The sequence below is a fragment of the Nonomuraea sp. NPDC050022 genome (assembly GCF_044460705.1).
In the GTDB taxonomy this organism is placed as follows: Bacteria; Actinomycetota; Actinomycetes; order Streptosporangiales; family Streptosporangiaceae; genus Nonomuraea.
Genome location: NZ_JBITKE010000003.1, coordinates 313,321 through 338,620, shown reverse-complemented (window position 1 = coordinate 338,620; position 25,300 = coordinate 313,321). Strand labels below are relative to the sequence as shown.

22 protein-coding genes are annotated in these 25,300 nt (G+C 71.6%); 13 read left to right on the top strand and 9 right to left on the bottom strand.

What is annotated here, in order from left to right; all coding sequences use genetic code 11:
* Positions 1-5: 5 nt before the first annotated feature.
* Both ACIBO2_RS12965 and ACIBO2_RS12960 read right to left on the bottom strand, forming a co-directional pair.
* Positions 6-1,169, bottom strand: a complete 1,164-nt coding sequence (locus ACIBO2_RS12965) for an amidohydrolase (RefSeq protein ID WP_397297041.1) — start codon at positions 1,167-1,169, stop codon at positions 6-8.
* 75 nt (positions 1,170-1,244) lie between these two features.
* On the bottom strand, positions 1,245-1,679 hold the full coding sequence (locus tag ACIBO2_RS12960) for an RpiB/LacA/LacB family sugar-phosphate isomerase (protein ID WP_225292382.1): 435 nt from the start codon (positions 1,677-1,679) through the stop codon (positions 1,245-1,247).
* Between the two features lie 202 nt (positions 1,680-1,881).
* Between ACIBO2_RS12960 and ACIBO2_RS12955 the strand changes: the two genes are divergently transcribed.
* From ACIBO2_RS12955 to ACIBO2_RS12925, 7 genes are read left to right on the top strand one after another with little or no spacing between them, the layout of a single operon-like run.
* Positions 1,882-2,961, top strand: a complete 1,080-nt coding sequence (locus ACIBO2_RS12955) for a DUF917 domain-containing protein (protein WP_397297039.1) — start codon at positions 1,882-1,884, stop codon at positions 2,959-2,961.
* A complete protein-coding gene (locus ACIBO2_RS12950) occupies positions 2,954-4,576 on the top strand; it encodes a hydantoinase/oxoprolinase family protein (protein WP_358544523.1) in 1,623 nt (540 codons plus the stop codon). The genes ACIBO2_RS12955 and ACIBO2_RS12950 overlap by 8 nt, the downstream gene beginning before the upstream one ends.
* 23 nt (positions 4,577-4,599) lie before the next feature.
* A complete protein-coding gene (locus tag ACIBO2_RS12945; protein ID WP_397297036.1) occupies positions 4,600-6,219 on the top strand; it encodes an ABC transporter substrate-binding protein in 1,620 nt (539 codons plus the stop codon).
* A gap of 3 nt (positions 6,220-6,222) precedes the next feature.
* Positions 6,223-7,239, top strand: coding sequence for an ABC transporter permease (locus ACIBO2_RS12940; protein WP_358544525.1), 1,017 nt, complete (start codon positions 6,223-6,225; stop codon positions 7,237-7,239).
* Positions 7,236-8,138 carry an ABC transporter permease gene (locus ACIBO2_RS12935; protein WP_358544527.1) on the top strand — a complete coding sequence of 301 codons (903 nt, stop codon included), beginning with the start codon at positions 7,236-7,238 and terminating at the stop codon, positions 8,136-8,138. Before ACIBO2_RS12940 ends, ACIBO2_RS12935 begins: the two co-directional genes overlap by 4 nt.
* Complete coding sequence (locus ACIBO2_RS12930; protein ID WP_358544529.1) at positions 8,135-8,920, top strand: ABC transporter ATP-binding protein; 786 nt, start codon at positions 8,135-8,137, stop codon at positions 8,918-8,920. Before ACIBO2_RS12935 ends, ACIBO2_RS12930 begins: the two co-directional genes overlap by 4 nt.
* A gap of 2 nt (positions 8,921-8,922) precedes the next feature.
* Positions 8,923-9,786, top strand: a complete 864-nt coding sequence (locus ACIBO2_RS12925) for an ABC transporter ATP-binding protein (RefSeq protein WP_358544875.1) — start codon at positions 8,923-8,925, stop codon at positions 9,784-9,786.
* Positions 9,787-9,792: 6 nt separating this feature from the next.
* Here the strand turns inward: ACIBO2_RS12925 and ACIBO2_RS12920 are convergent, their stop codons facing one another.
* Positions 9,793-10,269: a MarR family winged helix-turn-helix transcriptional regulator gene (locus ACIBO2_RS12920; protein WP_358544531.1), complete on the bottom strand. Its 477-nt coding sequence runs from the start codon at positions 10,267-10,269 to the stop codon at positions 9,793-9,795.
* 73 nt (positions 10,270-10,342) lie between these two features.
* Here ACIBO2_RS12920 and ACIBO2_RS12915 point away from each other — a divergent pair, with 73 nt between their 5' ends.
* Positions 10,343-11,734, top strand: a complete 1,392-nt coding sequence (locus tag ACIBO2_RS12915; RefSeq protein WP_358544533.1) for an MFS transporter — start codon at positions 10,343-10,345, stop codon at positions 11,732-11,734.
* Between the two features lie 31 nt (positions 11,735-11,765).
* Here the strand turns inward: ACIBO2_RS12915 and ACIBO2_RS12910 are convergent, their stop codons facing one another.
* Both ACIBO2_RS12910 and ACIBO2_RS12905 read right to left on the bottom strand, forming a co-directional pair.
* Complete coding sequence (locus ACIBO2_RS12910; protein WP_358544535.1) at positions 11,766-12,122, bottom strand: DUF742 domain-containing protein; 357 nt, start codon at positions 12,120-12,122, stop codon at positions 11,766-11,768.
* Positions 12,115-14,016 carry a nitrate- and nitrite sensing domain-containing protein gene (locus ACIBO2_RS12905; protein WP_397297032.1) on the bottom strand — a complete coding sequence of 634 codons (1,902 nt, stop codon included), beginning with the start codon at positions 14,014-14,016 and terminating at the stop codon, positions 12,115-12,117. Before ACIBO2_RS12905 ends, ACIBO2_RS12910 begins: the two co-directional genes overlap by 8 nt.
* Before the next feature lie 161 nt (positions 14,017-14,177).
* On the opposite strand from ACIBO2_RS12905, the gene ACIBO2_RS12900 reads away from it, so the two are divergent.
* Positions 14,178-15,740, top strand: coding sequence for an ABC transporter substrate-binding protein (locus ACIBO2_RS12900; RefSeq protein ID WP_358544539.1), 1,563 nt, complete (start codon positions 14,178-14,180; stop codon positions 15,738-15,740).
* Between the two features lie 75 nt (positions 15,741-15,815).
* Here ACIBO2_RS12900 and ACIBO2_RS12895 read toward each other — a convergent pair whose 3' ends face one another.
* Positions 15,816-15,992 carry a hypothetical protein gene (locus ACIBO2_RS12895; RefSeq protein WP_397297031.1) on the bottom strand — a complete coding sequence of 59 codons (177 nt, stop codon included), beginning with the start codon at positions 15,990-15,992 and terminating at the stop codon, positions 15,816-15,818.
* A 20-nt stretch (positions 15,993-16,012) separates the two neighbouring features.
* Here ACIBO2_RS12895 and ACIBO2_RS12890 point away from each other — a divergent pair, with 20 nt between their 5' ends.
* Complete coding sequence (locus tag ACIBO2_RS12890) at positions 16,013-16,639, top strand: hypothetical protein (RefSeq protein ID WP_358544876.1); 627 nt, start codon at positions 16,013-16,015, stop codon at positions 16,637-16,639.
* 77 nt (positions 16,640-16,716) lie between these two features.
* On the opposite strand, the gene ACIBO2_RS12885 is transcribed toward ACIBO2_RS12890, so the two are convergent.
* The gene (locus ACIBO2_RS12885; protein WP_397297029.1) at positions 16,717-17,931 is read right to left on the bottom strand and encodes an MFS transporter; all 1,215 of its coding nucleotides are present in this window, start codon (positions 17,929-17,931) and stop codon (positions 16,717-16,719) included.
* Between the two features lie 77 nt (positions 17,932-18,008).
* Between ACIBO2_RS12885 and ACIBO2_RS12880 the strand changes: the two genes are divergently transcribed.
* From ACIBO2_RS12880 to ACIBO2_RS12870, 3 genes are all read left to right on the top strand, one after another.
* Positions 18,009-20,783 (top strand): ATP-binding protein, encoded by a 2,775-nt coding sequence (locus ACIBO2_RS12880; protein ID WP_397297027.1) that lies wholly within the window; start codon positions 18,009-18,011, stop codon positions 20,781-20,783.
* 68 nt (positions 20,784-20,851) lie between these two features.
* Entirely contained in the window at positions 20,852-22,234 is a 1,383-nt protein-coding gene (locus tag ACIBO2_RS12875; RefSeq protein ID WP_397297025.1) for a DNA-3-methyladenine glycosylase 2 family protein, read from the top strand.
* Positions 22,231-23,418: an MFS transporter gene (locus tag ACIBO2_RS12870; RefSeq protein WP_397297023.1), complete on the top strand. Its 1,188-nt coding sequence runs from the start codon at positions 22,231-22,233 to the stop codon at positions 23,416-23,418. The genes ACIBO2_RS12875 and ACIBO2_RS12870 overlap by 4 nt, the downstream gene beginning before the upstream one ends.
* A 24-nt stretch (positions 23,419-23,442) precedes the next feature.
* Here ACIBO2_RS12870 and ACIBO2_RS12865 read toward each other — a convergent pair whose 3' ends face one another.
* Both ACIBO2_RS12865 and ACIBO2_RS12860 read right to left on the bottom strand, forming a co-directional pair.
* Positions 23,443-24,348 carry a cobalamin biosynthesis protein gene (locus tag ACIBO2_RS12865; protein WP_358544877.1) on the bottom strand — a complete coding sequence of 302 codons (906 nt, stop codon included), beginning with the start codon at positions 24,346-24,348 and terminating at the stop codon, positions 23,443-23,445.
* A gap of 91 nt (positions 24,349-24,439) precedes the next feature.
* Positions 24,440-25,225, bottom strand: a complete 786-nt coding sequence (locus tag ACIBO2_RS12860; RefSeq protein ID WP_358544549.1) for an aminoglycoside phosphotransferase family protein — start codon at positions 25,223-25,225, stop codon at positions 24,440-24,442.
* Positions 25,226-25,300 lie beyond the last annotated feature (75 nt).

Sequence of the window (25,300 nt, the reverse complement as noted above, 5' to 3'; positions counted from 1 at the left end):
GCCGGTCAATTGTGCAGGACGGTGCCGTCTTTCATGACCAGAGTGCGCGCCGAGTGCGTGATCACGGCCTCGGCCGCGCCGCTCGCGGGGACGACGACTAGGTCGGCCCGGTCGCCGGGAGCCAGCCCGTAGGCGTCGAGGCCGAGCACCCGCGCGCCACCGTAGGTGGCCGCCTCCAGGGCGAGCTCGATGTCCTCGTCCCTGCGGAACGTGCTGCGGTAGGCCAGGTGCATGGCGCGCTCGAGCATGTCGCCGCTGCCATAGGGGCCCCACAGGTCGCGGATGCCGTCATGACCGCACGCCACCGTGACGCCCGCGGCCTGGAGCCTCTTGATCGGCGGCACCGGGAAGCTGTAGACGGCGGCCGTCGCCAGCGCCACCCCGGCCTCGGCGAAGCCCTGGGCCAGGCGGTCCTGGTAGGCCTCGTCGACCTGGCCGAGCGCGTAGGCGTGGCTGACCGTCACCCTGCCCGCCAGCCCGAGCACCCTGGTGCGCTCGGTGATGAGCTCCAGCTCCCAGGCACCGAGCGAGCCGCCGTCGTGGAGGTGGATGTCGAGCCGCGCGCCGTAGCGCTCCGCCAGCCCGAACACGATGTCGAGGTGGCGCACCGGGTCGCGGTCGATGCCCGCCGGGTCGAGCCCGCCGACCGCCTCGACGCCGCTCTTGAGCGCCCCTTCGAGCAGCTCGGCCGTGCCGGGGTTGGTGAGCACGCCGTGCTGCGGGAAGGCGACCTGGCGTACGTCGATGGGCGAGCCCGCCGCCGCCTCCCGCACGGCCTCCACGCCGCGCAGGCCGACCAGCGGGTCGATGTCGGTGTGGGTACGGACGTGAGTGGTGCCGTAGGCGCTCATCCGCGCCAGCAGCGCGGCGACGCGTTCGACGCTCGGCACGCCCAGCTCGGCGCGGCGGCCCAGGTCGTTGCCGATGCGACCGGCCAGCGTGTCGGCGGCCGAGTGGGGCACCCAGGGCCCTCCGTAGAGGGTCTTGTCGAGATGGCAGTGAGCCTCGACGAGGCCGGGCAGCACGAGGCCGCCGGTGATGTCGAACGAGCGCGCGGCGGGCGCGTCGATCCCGGCCGCGACCCGCTCGATACGGCCGTCACGGACGAGGATGTCGGCAGGCGCCTCGTGACCCCACGGCCGCCCGCCGTGGAGGAGCACATCCGTCATGCCCAGCACCCTAAAGGGCGGCACCGACGTTTCCGCGATTCCGCCCAAGGTCATTTCCCGTACGGCGGGGCGTTGTCAGATTGTGTCGAGGTGGGAGACGTTCGCCTGGTCCGTGGCGTCCGTGCTCGGTACACCGGCCAGCCAGGCGTCGAGGATCTCGTCGAGCACCACCTCGGAGGTCAGCCGCAGGCTCAGCGCCAGCACGTTGGCGTCGTTCCACTTGCGGGCCCCGTCGGCCGTGTAGGCGTCGACGCAGAGCGCCGCCCGTACGCCCGGCACCTTGTTCGCCGCGATCGAGGCGCCCGTGCCGGTCCAGCAGCACACGACGGCCTGGTCGGCGCGTCCCTCGCTCACGTCGCGGGCGGCGAGTTCGGACGCCCATGCCCAGTCGTCGCGTTCCTCCGGGTTGAGCGCGCCGTGCGTGACCACCTCGTGCCCGCGTGTACGCAGCAGCTTCACGACGCGCTCGGCCACGCCGTCCAGGCTGTCGGTCGCCACCGAAATCCGCATGCTCGCTCACCTTTCCGGATATGTCGGGACGGCACCCATACCGCCGCCACCGCAGGTATGCCCGCCATGAGCTTCGCCGCGCGGAGCCGGATCGCGCAATCGGATCACGCACTCGGTTTGCCGGTTCACAGACCCGAGTTGGTCCTCGTAACGCCGACCTGACTGGCGCAATGAGTGGCTATGTGCTTGGTTGTGTCGCCATATGACCATCGACATCAGTGACATTCCCGCCCTCGCCCGGGGATGCGCCGTGCTGGGCACCGGAGGCGGCGGGGACGTGCGTACCGGGTCGCTGGCGGCCATCCGGGCGATCCAGACGTACGGGCCGGTGCCGCTCATCGAGCTCGCGGACCTGCCGGCGGACGCGCTGGTCGTGCCGCTGTCCGGCATCGGGGCGCCGACCGTCAGCCACGAGATGATCCACGGCGAGGACGAGCCCAAGCGGATCGCGGAGGAGATCGAGCGGATCTTCGGCCGTCCGCCGGCGGCGGTCATGTCGTCGGAGATCGGCGGGGCGAACGGCGTCGCGCCCGTCGCCTGGGCCGCCCAGCTCGGCCTGCCGCTGCTCGACGCCGACGGCATGGGGCGGGCGTTCCCCGAGGTGCAGATGGTGTCGATGTACGTGGCGGGGCTGCCGGCCGACCTCGTCATCATGTCCGACATCGTGGGGAACATCGTGACGATCCGCCCCATCGACGGCCTCTGGTCCGAGCGTCTGGCGCGCGCCGTCTGCGTGGCGGCGGGCTCGCACGCGCTGATGGCCGACTACGTGCTCACCGCCGCACAGGCGCGCGGCGCGGTCATCGAGGGTACGGTCACCCGCGCGCTGGCCGTCGGCCGGGCCACCGAGGGCGCGGCGGAGCCGCTGCGCGCCCTGGCGGATCGGCTCGGCGCGGCCCGGTTGATCACCGGCAAGCTGACGGACGTCGAACGGCGCACCACCGGCGGGTTCGTCAGGGGTACGGCCACGATCGAGGGCACCGGTGACGACCGGGGTCGCACGCTCACGCTGGAGCTCCAGAACGAGAACCTCGTCGCCCTCGAGAACGGCCGTCCCAGGGCCATGGTGCCCGACCTGATCACCGTGGTCGACACCGAGACGGCCGCCGCCGTACAGACCGAAAGTCTGCGCTACGGCCAGCGCGTCACGGTGCTCGCCTGGCCGTGCGACCCGCTCTGGCGGACGCCCAAGGGGCTGGAGACGGCGGGGCCGCGCGCGTTCGGTTACGACCTGGAGTACGTGCCGATCGAGGAGCTGGCGAAGGGGGAGCCGCGTGACTGAGGGCGCGCTGCGGATCGGGATCGACGTCGGCGGCACGAACACCGACGCCGTCGTGCTGGACGCCGCCGACCGAGTGGTGGCGAAGGCCAAACGGCCGACGACGCCGGACGTGACCGAGGGCTTACGGGCGGCCCTGGACGCGGTGCTGGCCGACGTGGCCGCGTGGGAGCGGATCACCCGGGTCATGCTGGGCACCACGCACGCGACCAACGCGATCCTGGAGCGTAGGAACCTCGGCCGGGTGGCCGTGCTCCGGCTCGGCGCCCCCGCGACCACCGCCGTGCCGCCGCTCTCCGACTGGCCGGACGACCTGCGCAAGACCGTGTCCGCCGGTGAGGTCATCGTGCCGGGCGGACACTATGTCGACGGCCGCGAGATCGGCCCGCTCGACCTCGGCGCGATCCGCCGGTTCCTGGACGGCGTACGGGCCGACGCCGTGGCGGTGACCGGGGTGTTCAGCCCGGCCAGCGCCGACCACGAGCGGGCGGTCGAGGAGCTGGTCCGGAACGAGTACGGGCTGCCCGTCTCGGTGAGCCATGAGATCGGCTCCCTCGGGCTGCTGGAGCGGGAGAACGCGACCGTGCTCAACGCCGCCCTGTACGGCGTGGCGGCGCATGTGACCGAGGCCCTGGTGACGGCGCTGGCCGAACGAGGGCTGGGAGCGCGGCCGTACCTCGCCCAGAACGACGGCACGCTCATGACGGTGGCGCACGCCGCCCGGCTGCCGGTGTCCACGATCGGCTCCGGACCGGCGAACTCGCTGCGCGGGGCGGCGTTCCTGTCGGGGGTACGTGACGCGATCGTGGCCGATGTGGGCGGCACCTCCACGGACCTGGGCGTGCTCGTCGGCGGCTTCCCGAGGGAGTCGGCGGCGGCGGTGGAGATCGGCGGGGTGCTGACGAACTTCCGGATGCCGGACATCCTGGCCATCGCGCTCGGCGGCGGCACCGTGGTCCGGCCGGGTGGGGCCGGTGTGCGGGTGGGGCCGGATTCGGTGGGGTACCGGATCGCGGAGGAGGCGCTGGTCTTCGGCGGCGCCACGACGACGGTCACCGACGCCGCCGTGGCGGGCGGCCGCGTCCCGGCGAACGCGGCCGACTGGCGCGACCGGCTCGAAGCCGCCGCCCACGCCGCCACAGCCGCGAAGCCCACGGGAACGGCGGCGTACGGCGCGGGCGACATGTCGGAAACTTTCCGCGACACTCTGCAAAGCGCGCTGGCCGTCGCCGACGCCATGGTGATCGACGCCGTGGACCGGATGGCACTCGGCCGGGCCGACCGTCCGCTGGTGGCGGTGGGTGGCGGGGCCTTCCTGCTGCCAGCCGAGATCCCCGGCGTGAGCGGCGTCATCCGGCCCGAGCACGCCGAGGTGGCCAACGCCGTCGGTGCGGCCATCGCCCTCGCGAGTGGCAGAGTCGATACGATCTTGCCTGCGGGCGAAAGCCGGGCAAAAGCGATCGAAAGAGTCAAAGAGGAGGCGGCGGCTCGTGCCGTGGCGGCGGGTGCGGACCCGGCCAGGGTGGAGATCGTCGATCTGCTCGAGGTGCCGCTGAGCTATCTCTCAGAACCCGCGGTGCGGGTACACGTCAAAGCCGCCGGACCTCTGTCCCGGTGACAGATCGAAAGGACTCCCCACCCATGCGCTGGCACAAGCGTTTGCTCGTCGCCGGGGTCACCGGGGCCGTGGCCATGACCGCAACCGCGTGCGCGGGCGGCCAGGTACGCGGTGCGGACCGGACACCGAAGCCGAGCGCCACGACGAGCGAGTCCGCCGTCGCCGCCACCAAGGCCAACGACGCCACCTTCGTCTACGCGCCCAACCTCGACGTGGTCACCGACTGGGACCCGGCGACCTCGTACTCCAACGAGATCATCGCCATGTCCAACATCTACGAGGGCCTGACCAGGTACAACACCCAGTCGCAGAAGCCCGAGCCGCGGCTGGCCACCGAGTGGACGTCGGCGGACGGCGGCAAGCAGTGGACGTTCAAGCTGCGCCAGGGCGTGAAGTTCCACACCGGCGCCCCCATGGACGCCGAGGCGGCCAAGAAGGCCATCGAGCGCACGATCAAGATGAACGCGGGCGCCGCCTACATCTGGGGCTCGGTCAAGACGATCGAGACGCCCGACCCGGCGACGCTGACGTTCAAGCTCAAGTACGCGGCTCCGCTCGACCTGATCGCCTCCTCCGGCTACGCCGCCTACATCTATGACACCGCCGCCGCCGACAAGCTCAAGGACGGCAAGACCGACGCCGGCACCGGCCCGTACACCATCGACACTTGGCAGAAGGGCAAGGAGACCGAGCTCACACTGAAGGCGTACGAGGACTACTGGGGCGGCTGGAAGCCCGAGCAGTACAAGAAGATCGCCTTCCGGGTCACCCCCGAGATCACCACCGCCTGGCAGCTGGTGCGGAAGGGCGAGGTGAACTTCGTTGAGCGCCTCAACCCGCAGCTCTTCGAGCAGGCGAGCGCGACCCAGGGCGTACAGACCTCGCAGACGCCGTCCTTCCAGAACCTCCTGCTGCTGTTCAACACCGCCACCGGCCCGATGAAGGACGTCAAGATCCGGCAGGCGCTCCAGCTCGCGCTCGACTACGACGGCCTCGTGGCGGCGCTGAAGGGCGCGGGCAAGAAGAGCACCGGCCTGGTGCCGCAGGGCCTCATCGGCTACACCGCCAACATGGAGCCCAAGCAGGACCTGCCCAAGGCGCAGGCGCTGCTGGCCGAGGCGGGTTACGGCCCCGACTTCCCCGAGCTGAAGCTGAAGATGACCTACGCCCAGGGCGACGAGGACCAGAAGCTCCTGGTGACGCTGCTCAGCTCGGCGCTGAAGCAGCTCAACGTGAGCCTGGAGGCCAAGCCGATGGCCTGGAACGCGCAGTGGGACCAGGGCAAGAAGCAGGGCCAGGACATCTTCGTCATGTACTGGTATCCGGACTACGCCGACGCCTACTCGTGGTTCCTCAACGTGTTCAGGAGCGCGGACAAGCCGCAGTTCAACCTCTCCTACCTGAAGAACGCCGAGATCGACAAGGAGATCGACGCGCTGCCGCAGCTCACGGCCACCGACAAGTTCGCCGCCGAGCAGTCGTACGCGACCATCCAGAAGCAGATCATCCAGGACCAGGCCGCGGTGGCGGTGCCGTACGTGCAGACCTACCAGCGCGCGCTGACGGCGGACGTGCAGGGGTACGTCGACAACCCGGCCTATCCCAACGTGGTCTTCTTCTACGATCTCAAGCCCGCAAGCTGAGCCGTGCCGCGCTATCTGGCCCGTCGCCTCGGCCAGGCCGTCCTGGTCGTGGCCGGGGTGGTCGTGCTGACGTTCGCCATCATGCGGCTGGTGCCCGGCGATCCGGCGGTCGCGTTCGCCGGGCCGAAGGCGACGCCCGAGGAGCTCGCCGCGGCCCGGCTGCGGTTCGGGCTGGACGACGCGATCCCGGTGCAGCTCTGGAACTACGTCAGGGACCTGGTCACGGGCGACTGGGGCACCAGCCTGCGGACGCGGCAGCCGGTCCGTGACGACCTGCTGCTCGCGTTCCCCGCCTCTCTGGAACTGGTCGGTACGGCGCTGCTCATCGCGATCGCGGTGGGCATTCCGGTCGGCGTGCTCGCAGCCCGCTATAAGACGAAATTTCCGGACTTTGGGGTGCGGGTCGTCAGCATGCTGGCCGTCTCGGTCCCGGTGTTCTGGCTGGCCCTGACGCTGCAGACGGTGTTCGCCAGCAACCTCGGCTGGTTCCCGGTCGCCGGAGAGTACGACTCCACGCTCGACACCACCAGCCCGCTGACGCTCTGGACCAACATCACCATCGTCGACGCGCTCATCACCGGCAACTGGTCGATCTTCACCAGCACGCTCGAACACCTGGTGCTCCCCGCGCTGGTCGTGGCGGCCTACCCGGCGGGCGTGATCGCGCAGATGACCAGGGCGGCGCTCATCGAGGAGTCTGGGCAGGACCACGCCCGGCTGGAGCGGGCGCTCGGCTTCGGGGAGACGTCGATCCTGACCAGATTCGCGCTGCGGCCCGCGCTGAACCCGGTACTGTCCCTGATCGCCCTGGTGTTCGCGTACGCGATCGTGAACGGGTTCCTGGTCGAGGCGGTGTTCAACTGGCCGGGGCTGGGCCGCTACGCCGTCGAGTCGATCCACAGCCTCGACACCCCGGCCATCGCGGGCGTCACGCTGCTGGTCGCGATGGTCTATGTGCTGGCCAACCTGGTCGTGGACCTCCTCCAAGGCGTGGTGGACCCGAGAGCGAGGGCCCGATGAGCATGGGTCCGACGAGCCAGGAGGACCGCTTGGAGCCGCGCCCCGAGGACGCTCCGGAGCCGGTGCGGCTGCGTCGTACGCTGCCGAAGATCACCGACCGGTTCGCCGCCGCCGGGGCGGTGCTCATCGTGCTCATCCTGCTGGCCACGATCCTGGCGCCGTGGCTCGCGCCGTACCCCGTGGACCGGCTCGCGCCCGTCGACGCGCTGCTCCCGCCGAGCGGCGCGCACTGGTTCGGGACCGACAAGGTCGGGCGGGACGTGCTCACGCGGGTCCTGTACGGCGGGCGGACCTCCCTGACCATCGCCGTGGCCGTCCTGGCGGTGTCGGCGGTCGTGGGCGTCACGCTGGGCGTGGTGGCGGGCTACGCCGGCGGCTGGGTGCGGGACGTCATCATGCGCGTCACCGACGTCTTCCTGGCCTTCCCCGCGCTGCTGCTGTCACTGGCCCTGGCCGTGGTGCTGCAGCCCAGCGTGACGACCGCGATCGTAGCCATCGCGGCGACCTGGTGGCCCTGGTACGCCCGGCTGTCCGCCTCCGTGGCGGCCTCCATCTCGACGCGTGGGTACGTGGACGCGGCCCGCTGCCTGGGCGTGCCCGCGCCCATGATCGTCCTGAGACACGTCCTGCCGAACTCCCTCACCCCCGTCCTGGTCCAGATCTCCCTCGACGCGGGCGGGGTGATCCTGACCGCCGCCGCGCTGTCGTACCTGGGGCTCGGCGCGCAGGAGCCGACGGCGGAGTGGGGGCTGATGGTGGAGCAGGGACAGACGCTGTTCACCACGAACTGGTGGGTCGTGACCTTTCCCGGGCTGGCGATTCTGGTGACGGCGTTCGCCTTCAACGTGCTGGGGGAAGGGCTGCGCAACGCCCTGGACCCGCGAAGGGTCGTGAAGTGATCGAGGTCAGGGATCTTCAGGTGCGGTACGGCGAGCGTCTGGTCGCCCACGTGCCGGAGTTGGACGTGCGCGCGGGAGAGTGCGTGGCGATCGTAGGGGAGAGCGGATCGGGCAAGTCGACCACGCTGCTGTCGCTCCTGGGTCTCACCGAGGGCGCCCACGTCTCCGGAAATATCCGGGTCTGTGGGGTCGAGGTGCTCCAGGCTCCGGAACGGCGGCTCCGCGAGATCAGGGGCGCCAGGGTGGCGCTCGTGATGCAGTCACCCCAGGCCGCGCTCAGCCCCACGACCCGCCTGGGCACCTTGATGCGCCGCGCGCTGAAGCTGCACGGCCGCGGCGGCGACCAGGGGGCCGAGCAGGAGGCGGGGCGGGAGGTCAGGCAGGGGAAGGTGCGGCGGATCATGGTGGAGGCCGTCGAAGCGGTCATGCTCGATCCGGGCATCCTGCGTCGCTATCCGCACGAGATCTCCGGCGGTCAGGCGCAGCGGTTCGCGATCGCGCTGGCCATCGCGCTCGGCGCCGAGGTGATCCTGGCCGACGAGCCCACCAGCGCGCTCGACGTCACCGTGCAGGCCGAGGTCGTCGGCGTACTGCGGCGACTGCGCACCGAACGCGGCCTGGCCCTGCTGCTCGTCTCCCACGACCTGGCCCTGGTCTCCACGATCGCCGACCGGGTGCTGGTCATGAAGGACGGCGCGGTCGTGGAGAGCGGCCCGGCCACCGAGGTGCTCGCCGAGCCGTCCCATCCGTACACCCGTGAGCTGCTGGAGGCGCTGCCGTGACGATGCTCAGGGCGGAGGGGGTGACGCTGGGGTACGGCAAGACGCCGGTCGTGCACGACGTCACGCTCGACCTCACTGATGGCGGCGTCGGCCTGATCGGGGAGAGCGGCTCGGGCAAGACCACGCTGGCGCGGGCCTTCCTGGGTCTGCTAACCCCCACATCCGGAAATATCTGGTACGGCCAGAAAACCCTGAAAAAAGCGGACATGAGGGCGTTTCGCAGAGACGTCCAACCGGTCTTCCAAGCCGAAGCCCTCGACCCCAGGATGCGCGTCGGCGCCTCCATAGCCGAAGCCCTCCCCAGGAACGCCAGGCACCGCGTCCCCGAGCTCCTGGACCAGGTCGGCCTCTCCCCGGACCTGGCCACCAGGCGCCCGCACCAGCTCTCGGGCGGCCAGCGCCAGCGCGTGGTCATCGCCAGGGCGCTCGCGGTCGGCCCACGGCTGCTCATCCTCGACGAGCCCACCAGCGCGCTCGACGTGACCGTCCAGGCCAGGATCCTCGACCTGCTGGCCGGCCTCGACACGGAACATCTGCTCATCACGCACAACCTGGCCGTGGTCGGCCGGCTCTGCCGCACCTCGCACGTGCTGTTCGCGGGGCGCGTCGTGGAGTCGGGGCCGACGGCCGACATTCTGGCCAGGCCCGCGCATCCGTACACACTGGCGCTGCGTGACGCCGTACCGAAGCTCGGCGGAGAGCCGCCCGTGGCCAGGGGCAGGACGGAGGCGCGGCCTGCCGAGACGGGCTGCCCGTTCCAGCTGCGCTGCCCACTGGCCGTGAAGGAGTGTGAAACGGCGCCCGCGCTCAGGGAGGTCGAGGGCCGCCAGGTGGCCTGCCACCGCGCTGAGGACGTGCTGGGCTGAGGGCGCTTACCTGAGGGAACTGCCCGCCAAGCGGCTCTGCAGGTGTACGCACAGGTCGTCGGACAGTTTCGACAGCAGCCGTCCCAGATCGGCCCGCTCCGCCTCGGGCCAGTCGGAGATCGCGGCGCCGAACCACTCGACGGTGACGCGCCGGCACCTCGCGGCCGCGTCGGCGCCCTCCTCCGTGAGCGCGATCTGCCAGGCGCGGCCGTCGTCGGGGTCCTTGACCCGGGTCAGCAACCCCCGCCGCTCCAGCGACGCGACGTGCCGGGTCACGTGCGGGCTCTCCACCTGCAAACCCTCGGCGATCGCGCCGACCCGGCGCGGACCGCCCGCGTCGAGCAGGTGGACAAGGATCTGCACGTCGGGCCGGTCGAGCTGGACACCTGCCGCCTCGGTCAGCATGCCGTGGGTCTTGGCGCGGTTGATCGTGGTCACCAACTGCCTAAAGGCCGCCACGGTCTTGCTGAGATCTTCGTCCATCTGTTTGCTTACCTAACTTAGGTATGTATCATCGTCACTTGGTTACTTACCCAAGTTATCTAAAGGAGCCGTCATGGCGACAGTTGTCGCTCCTCCAACGCGCGAGACGCCGGTCAGGAGCCCGTGGCCCGCGGTGGTCGCGCTCGCGTTCGCGGCCTCCATCGCCGCCTTGCAGAACACGGCCGTGGTCCCCTTGCTTCCCGTGCTTCAGCGCGAGCTGCACACCTCGCTTTCCGCCGTGAGCTGGACGCTCACGCTGAGCCTGCTGGTCGGCGCGGTGTCCACGCCGTTGCTGTCCAGGTTCGGCGACATGTACGGCAGGCGGCCGATGATCCTCGGCGCGCTGGCCCTCCTGGTGATCGGCTCTGTCATCGGGGGACTGGCCACCTCGTTGCCGTGGCTGCTGCTGGGCCGGGTCTTGCAGGGATTCGTGGCGGCGCTGGTGCCACTGGCGATCGGGGTGGTCCGCGACCTGCTGCCCAGGCAGCAGCTGGCCACCGGCATCGGGGTGCTCAGCGCCACCATGGGGTTCGGCAGCGGGGGCGGGATGATCCTCGCGGGGCTCGCCTCGGGTGACTACCACGCCGTGTTCTGGATCACCGGCGCGATCACGGTGGTCGCCGCGGTGATCGTCGCCTTCCTGGTGCGCGACCGGGCTCCGGGCCGCGGCGGGCGGCCGGACCTGGCCGGGGCGTTCCTGCTGACCGTGTGGCTGGTCGCGCTGCTGCTGGCCATCAGCGAGGGCGGATCGTGGGGCTGGGGCTCGCCGGGGGTGCTCGGGCTGTTCGCGGTCGCGGTGGTGGTCGCGGTGGTGTGGGTGGCCGTCGAGCGGCGGGTGGCCGAGCCGCTGGTGCAGATGTCGATGCTGGTGCAGCGCGGCACGATCGGCGCGACGGTCGCCTCGATGCTGCTCGGGTTCGCCTTCTTCACCGTCATGACGGGCATCTCGGGGTTCACCCAGGCGCCGGCCTCGGGGCTGGGGGCCTCCACCTTGCAGGTGGGGTTCTACCTGCTGCCCAGCACGCTGTTCATGCTGGTGATCTCGCTGTTCGCCGGGCGGTTCATGCGCAGGTTCTCGGCCTCGTCGATGGTGGCGGCCGGCGCCGGGGTCGTCGCGCTCGCGGCGATCTGGCTGGTCTTCGCGCACCGCACCGGGGGCGACATCTACGTGGCGACGTCCCTGCTGGGCATCGGGCTCGGGGTGGGCTACGCGGCTCTCGGCACCATGGCGGTCGAGCACGTCGCCCCGGACAAGACGGCGCTGGCCGCCGGGGTCAACGCGCTGGTACGCATCGTGGGTGGCAGCACCGCGGGCGCGGTCATCGCCGCCGTCCTGGCCGCTCAGCCGGGCGTACTCGGATATCAGTGGGTCTTCGGGGTGGCCGCCGTCGCGGGCGGGGTGGCGGCGGCCTTCGCCGCCGTGTTCGGCCTGCTCAACCGCCGTGTGACAGTCGTGGCAGCCTGAACACGACAGCCCGTGCGGCCTGAGGGCGCTCTCAGAGCGCCTTCAGGCCGTTGATCACCTCCAGCAGCACCGTGGCGTCGGGCGCGGGGCGCGGCGGCTCGACCTGGACGAGCTGCTGCGCGTGCAGGTCGCCGACGAGCACCCGGACCACACCGATGGGCAGGTTCAGCTCGGCGGCCACGTCCACGAGCCGGGTCGGTTTCGTGCACTTCTGCATGATGATCAGATGCTCGGGGCCGAGACCGGCGGGCGGCGTCAGGCCGCCGGCCGTGATGATCACCGCGATGAGGTCGATGGCCTTGCTCGCGGGGACGGTCCGGCCCCTGGTCAGTAAGTAGGCGGGGACGATAGGACCAGCGTCCTCGTCCAGCCACCGCTCGTCATTCACTGGGCACCACCCGCATGGGCCGGGCGGCGGGCTCCTTGGCGCGGCTCTCCGGCTCGGCCGGCGGGTCGCTCACGTGTTCTGCCGGGATCAACACGATCGCGGTGGTCCCTCCATATGGTGAACCGCGTAACGTGACGCGGATGTCATGCCTGGCGGCCAGGCGGGAGACGACGAAAAGGCCGAGCTCGTCACTGTCGGCCAGGTCGAACTCCGGTGGGCTGGCCAGGCGCTCGTTGCACTCGGCCAGCTTCTCTTCGCTCATCCCGAGACCGCGGTCCTCAACCTCGAAGACGAAGCCGCGGGCCGCCGCCTCCCCGCGCACGACGACCGTGGTGTGCGGAGGGGAACTGACGGTGGCGTTCTCGATGAGCTCGGCGATCAAGTGAATCACATCTCCGACGACCGGACCGGCCAAGCGCTGCCCGGGCATCGGCTCGACGGTGACGCGCTGGTAGTCCTCGACCTCGGCCGCCGCGCCGCGCGCCACGTCCAGCAGCGGTACGGGCTTGCTCCAGCCGCGGCCGGGGGTGGCGCCCGACAGGATGATCAGGCCCTCGGCGTGCCGGCGCATGCGGGTGGTCAGGTGGTCGAGGCGGAACAGGTCGTCGAGGGCATGCGGATCCGTCGTACGGTGCTGCATTCCCTCAAGCTGGATCCGCTGCCGGTGCAGCAGCGTCTGGCTGCGCCTGGCCAGGTTGCGGAAGACGTGGCCGACACCGTCGCGCAGCTGCGACTGCCCGACCGCGGCCTCCACGGCCGTCTGCTGGACGGTGGAGAACGCCTGGCCGACGTCGGCGATCTCGACGGTCGTGCTCGCCACCGACAGCTCGGGCACCTCGACCTTCTCACCCTTGCGCAGCTTGGCCACCACCTGCGGCAGCCGTTCCTGGGCCACTTCGAGCGCGGCCTGCCGGAGCCCGAGCAGTTCCTTGGACAGCCGCGTGCCCATCCGCAGTGAGAAGGCGATCGACACGATCACCAGGACGAAACACGTCCCCGCCAGCACGAACGACTGATAGAGCACCGAGTCCGCCACCGGCTCCGCCCGCGCGGAGAGCATCGTGCTCGCCTGCATCTGGGCTTCCTGGAACGACTTGGCCAGCGTGTCGGCCGTGGTCAGCCAGGACTTCGGGGCGCCGCCCGCGATGATCTGGTCCTCCATGAGCCGCATCCGCTGGTAGGCGGCCGAGGTGATCAGCGACACCTGGGTGTCGCGCAGGCGTGGGTCGAGCTCGCCGAGCGCCTGGTCGATGAGGAAGCGCCGGTTGCCGACCCACTGGGTGAACAGCCTGCGCTGGGCGACCGTGGTCGGCCCGACCGCGATGGCCTGCTCCCGGGTGAGCAGCTCCTTGGCGTACCCCATGTCGATGACGATGCGCGACTGCTCGTAGATGGGGATGTCGTCGATGAACGCCACCCGCCGGTGCAGGCCGAAGAGCGCGTCGGTCATCGCGTTGTAGGACTCGACCGCGCGCAGGCGGTCGGACAGGCCCGCGTCGATCTCGGCCCTGACCGCGTCCAGCCGGTCCATCTGCGTGAGCACGGAGTCGACCTGGGTCCGGATCGTCTCCGAGGAGTTCATGGACAGGCTGGAGAGCTTCTTGAAGTCCGCGTCGGCCACGTCGGTCTTGGTGCGCTGCGCCGCGGTGGCCGACCGGTCGGCCGAACTCCCCGTACGCAGCAGCTTCACCGAGGCCAGGCGCTCGCGCTGGATCTCGTTGATGAGCTTGTACGCGGGCAGCCGCAGGTTGGTCCAGAGCGTCTTGTACTGGCGCAGTTCCAAGCTCTGGCTCGCGCTGACGGCGGTGATGACACCCCACAGCACCACCATCGAGGCAAGCGGAACCAGCAGTAGGCCGATGATCTTCATGCGGATCGTTCGGCTACGACCCATGGCACCTCATTCCGGTCGGTCCCCTGCTGGCAACCCCGGACGGGACAAGCCCAGAGGATAGCAATTCGATCTCTGGATTGGCTAATTTTTCGGGACTTTTGGACTTTTGGCGGGCAGTGTGCAGTAGGTTTCGGCGTACATCCGTCACAGAGGGAGATGCGTTGCGCCGTCGTCTCGCAGCGGTCGCCGCGCTGGTGCTCTCCATCGCCGCGTGTTCGACTCCTACAGAGGTACGGCAGGCACCGGCCGGAGAGTCGCCGTTCGTCTACGTCCAGAATCTGGACGTGATCACCGACTGGGACCCCAGCCGCTCGTATTCCAACGAGATCATCGCCCTGCAGAACGTCTACGAGACGCTGACCGTCTGGAACCCGGTGACCAAGAAGTCCAGCCCCCGGCTGGCCACCGCGTGGCGCTCGTCGCCGGACGGCAAGACATGGACGTTCACGCTGCGTTCGGGAGTCACCTTCCACACCGGCCGGCCCCTGGACGCCGCGGCGGTGAAGGCGTCGATCGAGCGGACCATGAAGGGTGCGACCGGAGCGTCCTACATCTGGGACGCGGTGTCCGGCATCCGGGCCGACGACGCGGAGACCGTGACGTTCACCCTCAAGTACCCGGTCCCGCTGGACCTGGTCGCCTCCTCCGGCTACGCCGCCTACATCTACGACACCCAGGCCGCGCCCGATCTCGGCAAGTGGTTCCAGGAGGGCCGGGACGCGGGCTCGGGCCCGTACACGGTCGCGAGCTGGCGCAAGGGCAAGGAGAAGGAGCTCACGCTCAAGTCGTACGACGGCTACTGGGGCGGCTGGAGCCAGCCCCACTACCGCACGGTCGAGTTCCGCGTCATACCCGACCCCGAGCGGGCCTGGAAGATGCTGCTCCGCGGCGACGTGAGCTTCGTGGACCGGCTCAACCCGCGCCTGTTCGCCAGGGCGTTGGTCACGCCGGGCCTGCGCACGTCCGAGCGGGCCTCGTTCCAGACGATGATGCTGCTGTTCAACACGGCCGCGGGCCCCATGGCCGACGTACGGGTACGGCGCGCGGTGCAGAAGGCCGTCGACTACCAGGGCATCATCCAGGCGCTCAAGGGCGCCGCCTCACCGACCAGCGGCATCGTGCCGGAAGGGCTGCCCGGCCACACCCCGGGACGAGCGCCGAAGCAGGACCTCGTGGAGGCCGCGCGGCAGCTCCAGCTGGCGGGCTACGGCCCCACCGGCCGGCCTCTGCGGCTGCGGCTCACCTACGCCGAGGGCGACAACGACGAGCGACTGCTCGTGACCAGGCTGCAGGCCACGCTCAAGACGCTCAACGTCACGCTGGACGCGCGGGCGATGCCATGGAACGCCCAATGGGAGCAGGGCAAGAAGCGCGGCCAGGACATCTTCGTCATGTACTGGTGGCCGGACTACGCCGACGGCTACTCGTGGTTCGGCAACGTCTTCCACAGCGCCGAGCCGCCCGTCTTCAACCTGGCCTATCTGAAGGACAAGAAGACGGACGCCCTGCTCGACACGCTGCCCGAGCTCACGGTGACCGACAAGGCCGCCGCCCAGCGAGGCTTCGCGCAGGCCACGAGCCGCATATTGGACCAGCAGGTCGCCGGGGCGCTGCCTTGGGTGGTCAACTACCAGCGGGCGTATCTTGGCGGCATCCAGAACTATGACGACAACCCGGCTTATCCGGACGTGGTGTTCGTCTACGACCTGCGCCCGGCCGGTTGAGCTGTGCTTATGGCCTCACTTCGTGAGGCGGTCTCGGTCGCCTGATGCCGCCGTCTTCCCCCGTCGCTCTGGTCGCTACGCTCCCGGCGCTCCTCCTCCAGACGACGGCGCTCCCTCGACTCGGTCGCGCAGTCGTTGCTTGATCTCTTCGGGGGTGTAGGCGCGGCGGCGTCGTTCGGCCCGCGCGATCGCCACCCCGGTGGCCGCGACTCCCGCGACCCCGGCCAATCCGAGTACCTTCCACCAGCGCATGTGCCTAGGCTAGCGGTGTGCTGACTCTCGACGAGGCCGTGAGCCTGACCAGGACCGGTGATCTGTGGGTCTTCCGCGGACGCTCGGTGCCGGACCGCGCCATCCAGACGATGACCAACAGCCCGATCAACCACGTCGGCATGGCGATCGTCGTCGAGGACCTGCCGCCCATGATGTGGCACGCCGAGCTCGGCAGGTCGCTGCCCGACCTCTGGTCGGGCAGCCACCAGCGTGGGGTGCAGCTGCACGACCTGCGCGACGCGGTCACCGTCTGGGCCAACAGGTACGGCCAGCGCGCCTGGCTCCGCCAGCTCGAACCCGAGGCGACCCCGGAGATGGAGGACGCGGCCCTGCGCGCGGTGGCCCGGCTCGACGGCACCCCGTTTCCCTCCACCGCGAGATTGGCGGCCCGCTGGGCCAGGGGGCGGGTCCCGCAGCTGCGGCGCCGGCTGGGGGAGAGCACGCTGGAGAGCGCCTACTGCGCCGAGATCGTCGCGATCACATACGAGGAGATGGGGCTGCTGCCCGGCGGGCGCCGGCCCAACTGGTACGACCCGGGCAGGTTCTGGAGCGGCGACTCGCTCGACCTCGTGGGCGAGCACAAACTGGGCAACGAGATCACGGTGGGCGTCGAGCGGACCGGCTGACCCGCGTTTAGTGGTGAGTCCTGGCGCGGGTTTGCCGCAGCGCAGCGTTCAGCCCCGCGCCGCGGTGCAGTGTCCAGTCAGTAGGCGGGCGTTGTGGCGCGGGTGCGCCGCAGGGCCAGTGGCAGGGTGGCGGCGACCAGGGCCGCGGTCACGGCGAAGCCCACGGGGTAGCCCGTGTGACCGATGAACAGGCCGAACCCCATCGCGCCCACACCCATCCCCGCGTCATAGGCGAGGTTCCACAGGGCGCTGACCGGACCGGCGGGGCCGCGTTCGAGCATCAGGGCCAGCGTGGCGTTCTGCAGCACCCCGAACCCGATGCCGAACAGCGCCATCCCGGCCACCACCGCGACCGGCTCGGCGGACCAGACCTGGAGGGCGACGCCGACGGCGGTGACGAGGACACCGGGCACCAGCAGCCGCTCCGAGCCGTGCCCGTCCCCGACCTTGCCCGCCCACCAGCGGGCCAGCGGCGTGCCGAGCGACTGGGCGAGCAGCGCGCCCGAGGCCAGCTCCGGCGACCCGGCCAGCGGCAGGAACGTCACCAGCACGCCGACGGCCAGTGTGACGGCGGCGAAGATCAGCGTGGGCCGCACCTGGCTCCGCAGCTCGAACCTCCCGGCGGGCTTGGCACCAGGCCCGCCGGTGGGCTCCGCGTCGGGCCCGGTGGGCTTTGCATCGGGCCCGGTGAGCCCGGCGGCGGGCTCTGTGGCGGGCTTGAGGGCGGGCAGCCCGAGTACCGCGACCAGTCCGGCCAGCGGGATCAGCCCGCCCACGATGAGCACCGGGGTGAAGCCGAGCACTCCGGCCGCCCACAGGCCCAGCGGCAGCCCGATGACCGACGGGACACCCACCGCCACGCCGTACAGGCCGAGTCCCTCGCCACGCCGTTCGGTGGGCACCAGTTCGGCGGCCAGCGCGGTGCCCGCGACGACCAGGATGCCGAGCCCGCCGCCGCGCAGCAGGGCCACCGCGATGATCAACGGCAACCCCGCCGAGAGGGGGAGCAGCAAGGAGGGCAGGCCGAGCAGCACCAGACCGAGCGACAGCACAGCGCGGTAGCCGTACCTCGACAGCAGCCACGGGACGGCCAGCTCCAGCAGGACCGTGGACAGCATCATGGCGCCGGTCGTGAACCCCACACCGGACTCGCCCGCGCCGCCTGACGCCGCGTAGAGCGGCATGGTCGCGAACAGCAGATAGAACCCGAGCAGCCCACCGGCCGCGGCGGCCATGGTCATGAGCAGTGGGCGGGTGAGCAGCGAGCCAGATGGGGCGGGGTGGGGCAACATGCCGTAAACGGTGCCGGAGGCACGTCCTAGGCACATCCGGCATGATGCGTAGCCGCCTCTTCATAATAATGAGAGGCGTGTTTGTCGGACGTCAGAAGCAGCTCGCCGCGCTGGCGGCCGCCCTGGAGCGCACGCCGGGCGCGGTGCTCGTCGTCGGAGAGGCGGGCATTGGCAAATCGGCCCTGGTACGCGAGTTCACACGCGGCGTCGACGCGCTGGTGGCCGAGGGCGGCGCCGACCCGGGGACGGCCCTTCAGACGGCGGCCGCGCACGGGGTTCACTCGCCCGCGCACAGCGTTCAGGCGGCCGTGCACGGTGTACAGGGCGGTGTGCCGTATGCGGTGTTCGTGCCGGTGCTGCGCCGCCTGGTCCGGGAGTACGGTGCCGAGCTCGTTCCCCGCGGCGGCCGGAACGGGCTGGCTCGGCTGCTGCCCGAGCTCGGCGAGCTGGAGGAACACCCGGAGCTGGGGCGGGCCCGGCTGTTCGAGGAGGTGCTGTTGCTGGTCGAGCGGGCGGCCGAGCGGCGGCCCGTCGTCCTCGTACTCGAAGATCTGCACTGGGCCGACCAGGCCAGCCGCGACCTGCTGGTGTTCCTGCTGCGCAACCTGACGCGGCCCGGTGTGCTGGTGATCGCGACCTCGCGCGAGCCGCTACGCCTGCCCATGGCCGAGGTACTCAAGGTCCCGCCGCTGGGCCGTGACGAGGTGGCGCGCATGCTCGGCGGCAGCGATGGCGAGCAGGTCGCGTCGCTCGGGCGTACTGATGGCGAGCAGGTCGCGTCGCTCGGGCGTACCGACAGTGAGCGGGTCGCGCCGCTTGGACGTGCCGACATCGACCGGATCGTGGCGCGTAGTGAGGGCAACCCGCTGTTCGTGGAGGCGCTGGCCGACGCGGGTACCGCCACCACGCCCGCGTCGCTGCGCGAGCTGCTGCTCGCCGGAGCCGAGCGGCTCGGCCGGGCCAGTCTGGACGTGCTGCGGATCGCCGCTGTGTCATCGTCGGTGTCGCCCTCGTACGGGGGGAGCCGGACGCCGCACGAGGTGCTGCGGTCCGTGGCGGGACTGGACGACTTGGCGCTCGACGAGGCGTTGCGGCCGGTCGTCCGGGCTCGGTTGCTGCTGGTGGACGGGGACGGCTATGCGTTCAGGCACACGTTGATCCGGGACGCCGTCTACGACGACCTGCTGCCGGGGGAGCGCATCCGGCTGCACACCCGCTGCGCCGAGGCGCGGCCCGAGCTGGCCGCCGACCACTGGTACGCGGCGGGCGACCGGCGCCGCGCCTTCGAAGCGGCCTGGCGGGCGGGCCGATGGGAGCGCGTACTGGAGCTGTGGGATCAGTCCGACCTGCCCGACGGCGGTGTGGAAGCGTGGGATCGGTCCGACTCGCCCGATGGCGGTGTGGGTCGGTTCGACCCGTCCCACGGCGGTATGGATCATGCGGCGGTTCTGGAGCTGGCCGCCAAGGACGCGCTGCACGTGGGTGACGCCGAGCGGGCCGAGGAGCTCGCGAGCCGGGCGCTGGACGAGGTACGCGACCCGCTGCGGGCCGCCCACCTGCTGGAGCTGCGGGTGGCGATCCGCGACCTGCTCGGCGAGGAGGGGCTGGCGGACCTGCGGGAGGCGATCCGGCTGGCGCCGCGCGAGGCCCGGCTGATCGGCGCCCTGGCCAACACGCTGGCCTGGAACGGCCAGGACGCCGAGGCCCGTGCCCACGCCGAGGACGCGCTCGCGCTCGGCGACTCCAGGTCCCTGGTCACGCTGGCCGCGCTCACCGCGCTCGAAGGCGACCTGGCGACCGCGTCGCGACTGCACGCCGAGGCGCGGGCCGCCGCGCCCGACGACGACACGGTGCTGGCCGCGTACGCGGGCGAGGCCGACGTGCTGGAGGCGGCGGGTGAGCACGCCAAGGCGGAGGCGGTCGCGCGCCGGGGCATGGCGCAGGCCAAGCGCCTGGGCATGGCCCGCTCGCGCGGCGCCCACATCGCCGCGAACCTGGCCGAACCCCTGGCCTCCCTCGGCCGCTGGAAGGAGGCGCGCGAGGTCATCGACGCGGCCCTGGCGCTCGACCCGCCGCCGATTCACCGGGCCTGGCTGCTGATGGTGCTCGGTACGGTCGCGGTGTGGGAGGGCTCGCTGGGGGAGGCAGCCGACGTTCTGGATCGGGCCAGGCCGCTGATGCGCGGGCGCTCGCGCGGCTACGACTCGTGCCTGGAGCCCGACCTGCTCGAAGGCAGGCTCGCCGTCGCCGCCGGTGACGTGGAGCGGGCCGGGCGGCTGGCCGACCACGTGCTGTCCGCGCACGACCTGACGCTCAGCCGCCGCTACGCCTGGCCGCTGCTCGTGATCGCCGCGCGTACGGGCCGGGTGCGCGAGGCGCCGGCGGGCATGGAGACGACGGGGCGGGTCCAGGAGGCGTACCGGGCGACGTTCGAGGCCGAGTGCGGGGGCTCGTGGGCGGCCGCCGTGGCCGCCTGGCGGACGGTCGGCCAGCCGTACGCGCTGGGACAGGCCCTGGTCAGGGCGGCCGAGCAGGATCCGGAGTCGGCACGCGAGCTGCTGCGCGAGGCCGCCGCCATCGCCGAGCGGCTGGGCTCGGCGCCGTTGCGGCAGGAGGTCGAGGCGGCCGCGGCCAGCGGCCGGGTGCGCCTGACGGCCGAGCCGGGGCTGTCGGCGCGGGAGCTGGAGGTGCTGGAGCTGGTGGCCGAGGGGATGAGCAACAGGCAGATCGCCGAGCGGCTGTTCATCTCGGCCAGGACCTCGGGCGTGCATGTGTCCAACATCATGGCCAAACTCGGCGTGGCCTCCCGGGTCGAGGCGGCGGCACTGGCCCGCCGTACCGGACTCCTGTAGGGCACTGTCGTTAACGTCCGATCCTGGCTAGCCGCCGCGCTCCGGGCCACGTCACAGTGGGTCGGGTGATGGATGCGGACAATCTGTACGCGGTGCTCAGGAGCCGCGACCGGCGCTTCGACGGGCGGTTCTTCGTCGGGGTCGTCACCACGGGCGTTTACTGCCGGCCGAGCTGCCCGGCGGCCATGCCCAAGCCGGAGAACCTGCGGCTCTACCCCACGGCCGCGGCCGCTCAGCAGGAGGGCCACCGGGCCTGCAAGCGCTGCCGACCCGACGCGGCGCCCGGCTCGCCCGACTGGAACCTGCGGGCCGACGTGGCCGGCCGGGCGATGCGGCTGATCGCCGACGGGCTGGTGGACCGGGAGGGCGTCTCGGGGCTGGCCGCCCGGCTCGGCTACAGCGAACGGCAGCTGCACCGGCTCCTGCTGGCCGAGCTGGGCGCCGGGCCGCAGGCGCTGGCCAGGGCGCAGCGGGCGCAGACCGCGCGGGTCCTGCTGGAGTCGACGGGGTTGGGGGCGGGGGAGGTGGCGTTCGCGGCGGGGTTCGCGAGCATCAGGCAGTTCAACCAGACGATCAGGCAGCTGTACGGGCTGACGCCGACCGAGCTGCGGTCCCGCACTTCCGCACATCACGGAAACCGGCCGGGCTCCGCAGCAGTGACCGGTGCGGGGACCGCGGCCGGATCGGCGGTTGGCTCAGGCTCGCGGGCTGTCCGGGTCGAGGTGCGGCTGGCCTACCGGCCGCCGCTGGACGCGGAGGCGCTGTTCACCTACCTGGCAGCGCGGGCCGTGCCCGGTGTCGAGGAGGGCGGGGCCGGGTTCTACCGAAGATCGCTGCGCCTGCCGTACGGGACAGCAGCGGTGAGCGTGACGGACGGCGGCGATCACATGCGGTGCGAGCTGCTGCTGGCGGACGTCAGGGATCTCGCCGTCGCCGTGCGGCGGTGCCGGGTGCTGCTCGACCTCGACGCCGACCCGCGCGAGATCGAGGAGGTGCTCGGGGCGGATCCGGTGCTCGCCCCGCTGGTCACGGCCCGTCCGGGGCTGCGCGCGCCGGGCCACGTGGACCCGGCCGAGCTGGCCGTACGCGCCGTGTGCGGCCCGGGGGAGAAGCTGGCGGAACTGGTCGAGCGCTTCGGCGAGCCGCTCGGCAGCCCGGCCGGAGCGGTGACCCACCTGTTCCCGCCGATGGCGGCGCTGGCCGAGGTCGTCCCGATCGCCGACGCGCTGGTCACCGGGCGGCTCACGCTCGATCCGGGCGCCGATCGGGACGAGGCCGAGCGGCAGCTGCGCGCCGTACCCGGCGTGGACGAGCGGACCGCCGCCTACATTCGCATGCGCGCGCTCGCCGACCCCGACGTCTTCCTGCCCACCCAGCTGGTACGGCGGGCGCCCGCGAGCTGGCGCCCCTGGCGCTCCTACGCCCTGCACCACCTGTGGGCCGCGGCATGACGTTCATCGTTCTGGCCGCGCGGGACTTCCGCAGGCTGTGGATCGGCTCGTCCATCTCGCTGGTCGGCGACGGCATGACGCTCGTGGCCCTGTCCTGGATGGTGCTCAACGGGCCGGGCGACGTCGGCGCGCTCAGCTTGCTGGCCGCCTGCTACACCGCTCCGGTGCTGGCCGGCGGGCTTGCGGTGGGCCCGTTGCTCGACCGCTTCGACAAGCGGCACATACTGGCCGCCGACAGCCTGATCAGGGGTGTCGCGGTGGCCACCGTGCCGCTGACGGCCGTGCTGGGCGGTGTGCCGGGGTGGCTACCGTTCGTCGTGGCGGCCCTGCACGGCCTGCTCAAGATGGTGCCCATGGCCGGTGTGCCCGCAGCCATCCCGGACCTCGTTGAGCCGGACGCGCTCGACAAGGCCAACGCGCTGGAGTCCCTGGCGTACGCCGTGTCCGGAATCGTGGGCTACGCCCTGGCCGGGACGTTGATCGACGCCATCGGCGCGGTGAATGTCCTCGCCCTCGACGCGATGAGCTATCTGTGCTTCGCCATGGCCGTGCTGCTGGTCCGCACGCCGCTGCGGCCGCACGTGACGCCGGAGACGGGCCGGCCGCGCCTCGGCCACCTGCTGCGCGATCGGGCGCTGGTGCGCACGACGCTGGCGTTCATGGCGTTCAACATCGCCGAGGGCGCCCTGGTGCTGGTCGCCGGGCCGTGGCTGGCCAAGGATGGGTTGTCCGGCGGCCCGGCCACGCTGGCGCTGCTCCTGAGCGCCCTGTCGGTGGGGGAGCTGGCGGGCGGGTTCCTGGCCGGGTCGTGGAAGCCGAACGTCAGCCGGATGCGGGCGATCGGGCTGGCGCAGCTCGTGGCGGCGGCCGGATTCCTGGCGCTGCTGGCCGTACCCGATCGGTGGGTGCTCGCGGCCGGGTTCCTGCTGATCGGGGCGGCGGGCGTGGTGATGACCGTCTGGGCCCAGTCGCTGCGTATGGAGCTGATCCCGCCCGCCCTGCGCGGCCGCGCGTTCAGCGTGCTCCGTACGCTCATGCAGGCCACACCGCCGGTCGGTGCCGCGGCCGTCGCCCCGCTTCTGGCCGGCGGGAACCTCACGCTGACCGCAGCCCTCATGGCCGCTCTGGCCGGGCTGCCCGCTCTCCTCCTGCTCCTGCCGCGCTCGGGGACCGATGTGGTGTGACCTCAGAGCCTGACGTAAGCACTCTTAGCGGCGGCGGCGCAGGCCCCAGGCGGCCAGCACCGCGATGGCGGCGGCGGTCAGGCTCACCGCGCGGGTGAGGCGCACCGCGCGCCGGACGTCCGCGGGCTCGGGCTTGGGGCCGTCGCCCATGGTCGGCCGGTGCTCGGTTCTGCCGCCGTAGACGTTCGTGCCGCCCAGCGTGACGTCGAGCGCCCCGGCGAACGCGGCCTCGCACCTGCCCGCGTTGGGGCTGGGATGGCGGTGGCCGTCCCTTCGCAGTACGGCCAGCGCCCGCGCCCGGTTCGGCGCGACGAGTACGGTGATCAACCCCGTGAGCCGGGCCGGCAGGTAGTTGGCCACGTCGTCGAGCCTGGCCGCCGCCCACCCGAAACGTTCGTAGCGGGGGGAATGGTGGCCGATCATCGCGTCCAGCGTGTTGATCGCCCGGTACGCCAGCAGCCCCGGCACGCCCGCCACGGCACCCCAGAAGAGCGGGGCCACGACGGCATCGGAGGCGTTCTCGGCCAGCGACTCGACGGTGGCCCTGGCGATCTCGGGCGCCTCCAGCGCGGCGGGGTCGCGGCCGCACAGGTGAGGAAGGCGGGCGCGGGCCCTGGTCAGGTCGTCGTCCTCCAGCGCCGCGGCCAGGTAGGCGCCCTCGCGGGCCAGCGTGGTGCCGCCGAGCACCGCCCAGGTGGCGACGGCCGTCAACGCCGCACGGGCGACGGGGTTCGCCACGCGTTCGGCGAGCACGCCCACTCCGGTGGCCGCGCCCGCGCAGAGGGCGACGTGGACGACGCCGTTCGGCCTGGCGTCGCCATACAAGGCCTGCTCCAGGCGGGTGGCGGCGCGGCCGAACAGCGCGACGGGGTGGGCCACGCGCGGGTCACCGATGACGGCGTCGAGCGCCACTCCCAACGCGATGCCCACTGGCCTGGAGACGTCTTTGGCGGGGTGGGACTTAGCTGACCAGTCGTCGGTACGGTGGGACTTGACCGACCAGTCGTCAGTGCGGTGGGACTTAGCTGACCAAATGCGCATGGAGCCTATCTTCGTGCTTGTCCAGCCAGGCGGCTGCCCGGCGGATGCGCTCGCCCGCGCCGCCCGCCCACATCCTGGCCCAGTTCCCGCCCGTCGCCGCCCGGTCGCGCATGACCGTGTACGAGCGCTGGAACCGGAGCCTGGCCAGCTCCAGCAGCCGTCGCCGATCGCGCGGCGGCACCCCGTACGCGTCGCAGAACAGGCGCAGCCGCGCCCCCACGTCCAGCCCGCGCTGGAGCGGTGCCAGGTCGACCGGGTCGCCGATGGGCGCCCAGTGCCTGAGCGTCGTGACGACGTCGAACAGCCGGGTCGTCGGCCGGGCCAGATCGAAGTCGATCAGCGCCTGGGGCCTTCCGTCGCGAAATATCACGTTTTGAAGGGTTAAATCGCAGTGGCCGATGACCTCGGGGGCGGCGTCGTCGTTCGAACCGCCCTTCCATCCGCCGCGCGTCAGCGGGAAGCCCCGCGTCGCGTCGTGGAAGTCGCGCAGCAGCTCGGCCAGCCGTACCAGCGCCTCATCGGTGACCGTCACCAGGCCGAGCCCGGTCGTACCCGGAATATAGGTGAGGACTTCGCGCCCGAGCCCGTCCATGCCCACGACGCGCGGCGCGCCCTCGAACCCGGCGGCTTCCAGGTGGCGGAGCAGGGCGTGCACGGCGGGCGTCGACGGGCTCGCCGGTCTGCGGACGGTGTCACCGACCCGGACCACCCCGTCCGTCACGTCCCCGCCCTGCAAGGGGATCTCGTGCAGGAGCGTCGCGACCATGCCCAGAGAGCTTAGACCCTTTTGCACCCCTCCCGCCTGGCGTTTTAGCGTGTCGCGACTCTGTGACGCGCACGC

Coding starts and splice junctions, on each gene's coding strand:
- ACIBO2_RS12935 (WP_358544527.1), top strand. CDS start 7,236: ATGAGCATGGGTCCGACGAGCCAGGAGGACCGCTTGGAGCCGCGCCCC.
- ACIBO2_RS12860 (WP_358544549.1), bottom strand. CDS start 25,225: ATGGTCGCGACGCTCCTGCACGAGATCCCCTTGCAGGGCGGGGACGTG.
- ACIBO2_RS12955 (WP_397297039.1), top strand. CDS start 1,882: ATGACCATCGACATCAGTGACATTCCCGCCCTCGCCCGGGGATGCGCC.
- ACIBO2_RS12920 (WP_358544531.1), bottom strand. CDS start 10,269: ATGGACGAAGATCTCAGCAAGACCGTGGCGGCCTTTAGGCAGTTGGTG.
- ACIBO2_RS12915 (WP_358544533.1), top strand. CDS start 10,343: ATGGCGACAGTTGTCGCTCCTCCAACGCGCGAGACGCCGGTCAGGAGC.
- ACIBO2_RS12945 (WP_397297036.1), top strand. CDS start 4,600: ATGCGCTGGCACAAGCGTTTGCTCGTCGCCGGGGTCACCGGGGCCGTG.
- ACIBO2_RS12875 (WP_397297025.1), top strand. CDS start 20,852: ATGGATGCGGACAATCTGTACGCGGTGCTCAGGAGCCGCGACCGGCGC.
- ACIBO2_RS12885 (WP_397297029.1), bottom strand. CDS start 17,931: ATGTTGCCCCACCCCGCCCCATCTGGCTCGCTGCTCACCCGCCCACTG.
- ACIBO2_RS12960 (WP_225292382.1), bottom strand. CDS start 1,679: ATGCGGATTTCGGTGGCGACCGACAGCCTGGACGGCGTGGCCGAGCGC.
- ACIBO2_RS12870 (WP_397297023.1), top strand. CDS start 22,231: ATGACGTTCATCGTTCTGGCCGCGCGGGACTTCCGCAGGCTGTGGATC.
- ACIBO2_RS12895 (WP_397297031.1), bottom strand. CDS start 15,992: ATGCGCTGGTGGAAGGTACTCGGATTGGCCGGGGTCGCGGGAGTCGCG.
- ACIBO2_RS12905 (WP_397297032.1), bottom strand. CDS start 14,016: ATGGGTCGTAGCCGAACGATCCGCATGAAGATCATCGGCCTACTGCTG.
- ACIBO2_RS12965 (WP_397297041.1), bottom strand. CDS start 1,169: ATGACGGATGTGCTCCTCCACGGCGGGCGGCCGTGGGGTCACGAGGCG.
- ACIBO2_RS12925 (WP_358544875.1), top strand. CDS start 8,923: ATGCTCAGGGCGGAGGGGGTGACGCTGGGGTACGGCAAGACGCCGGTC.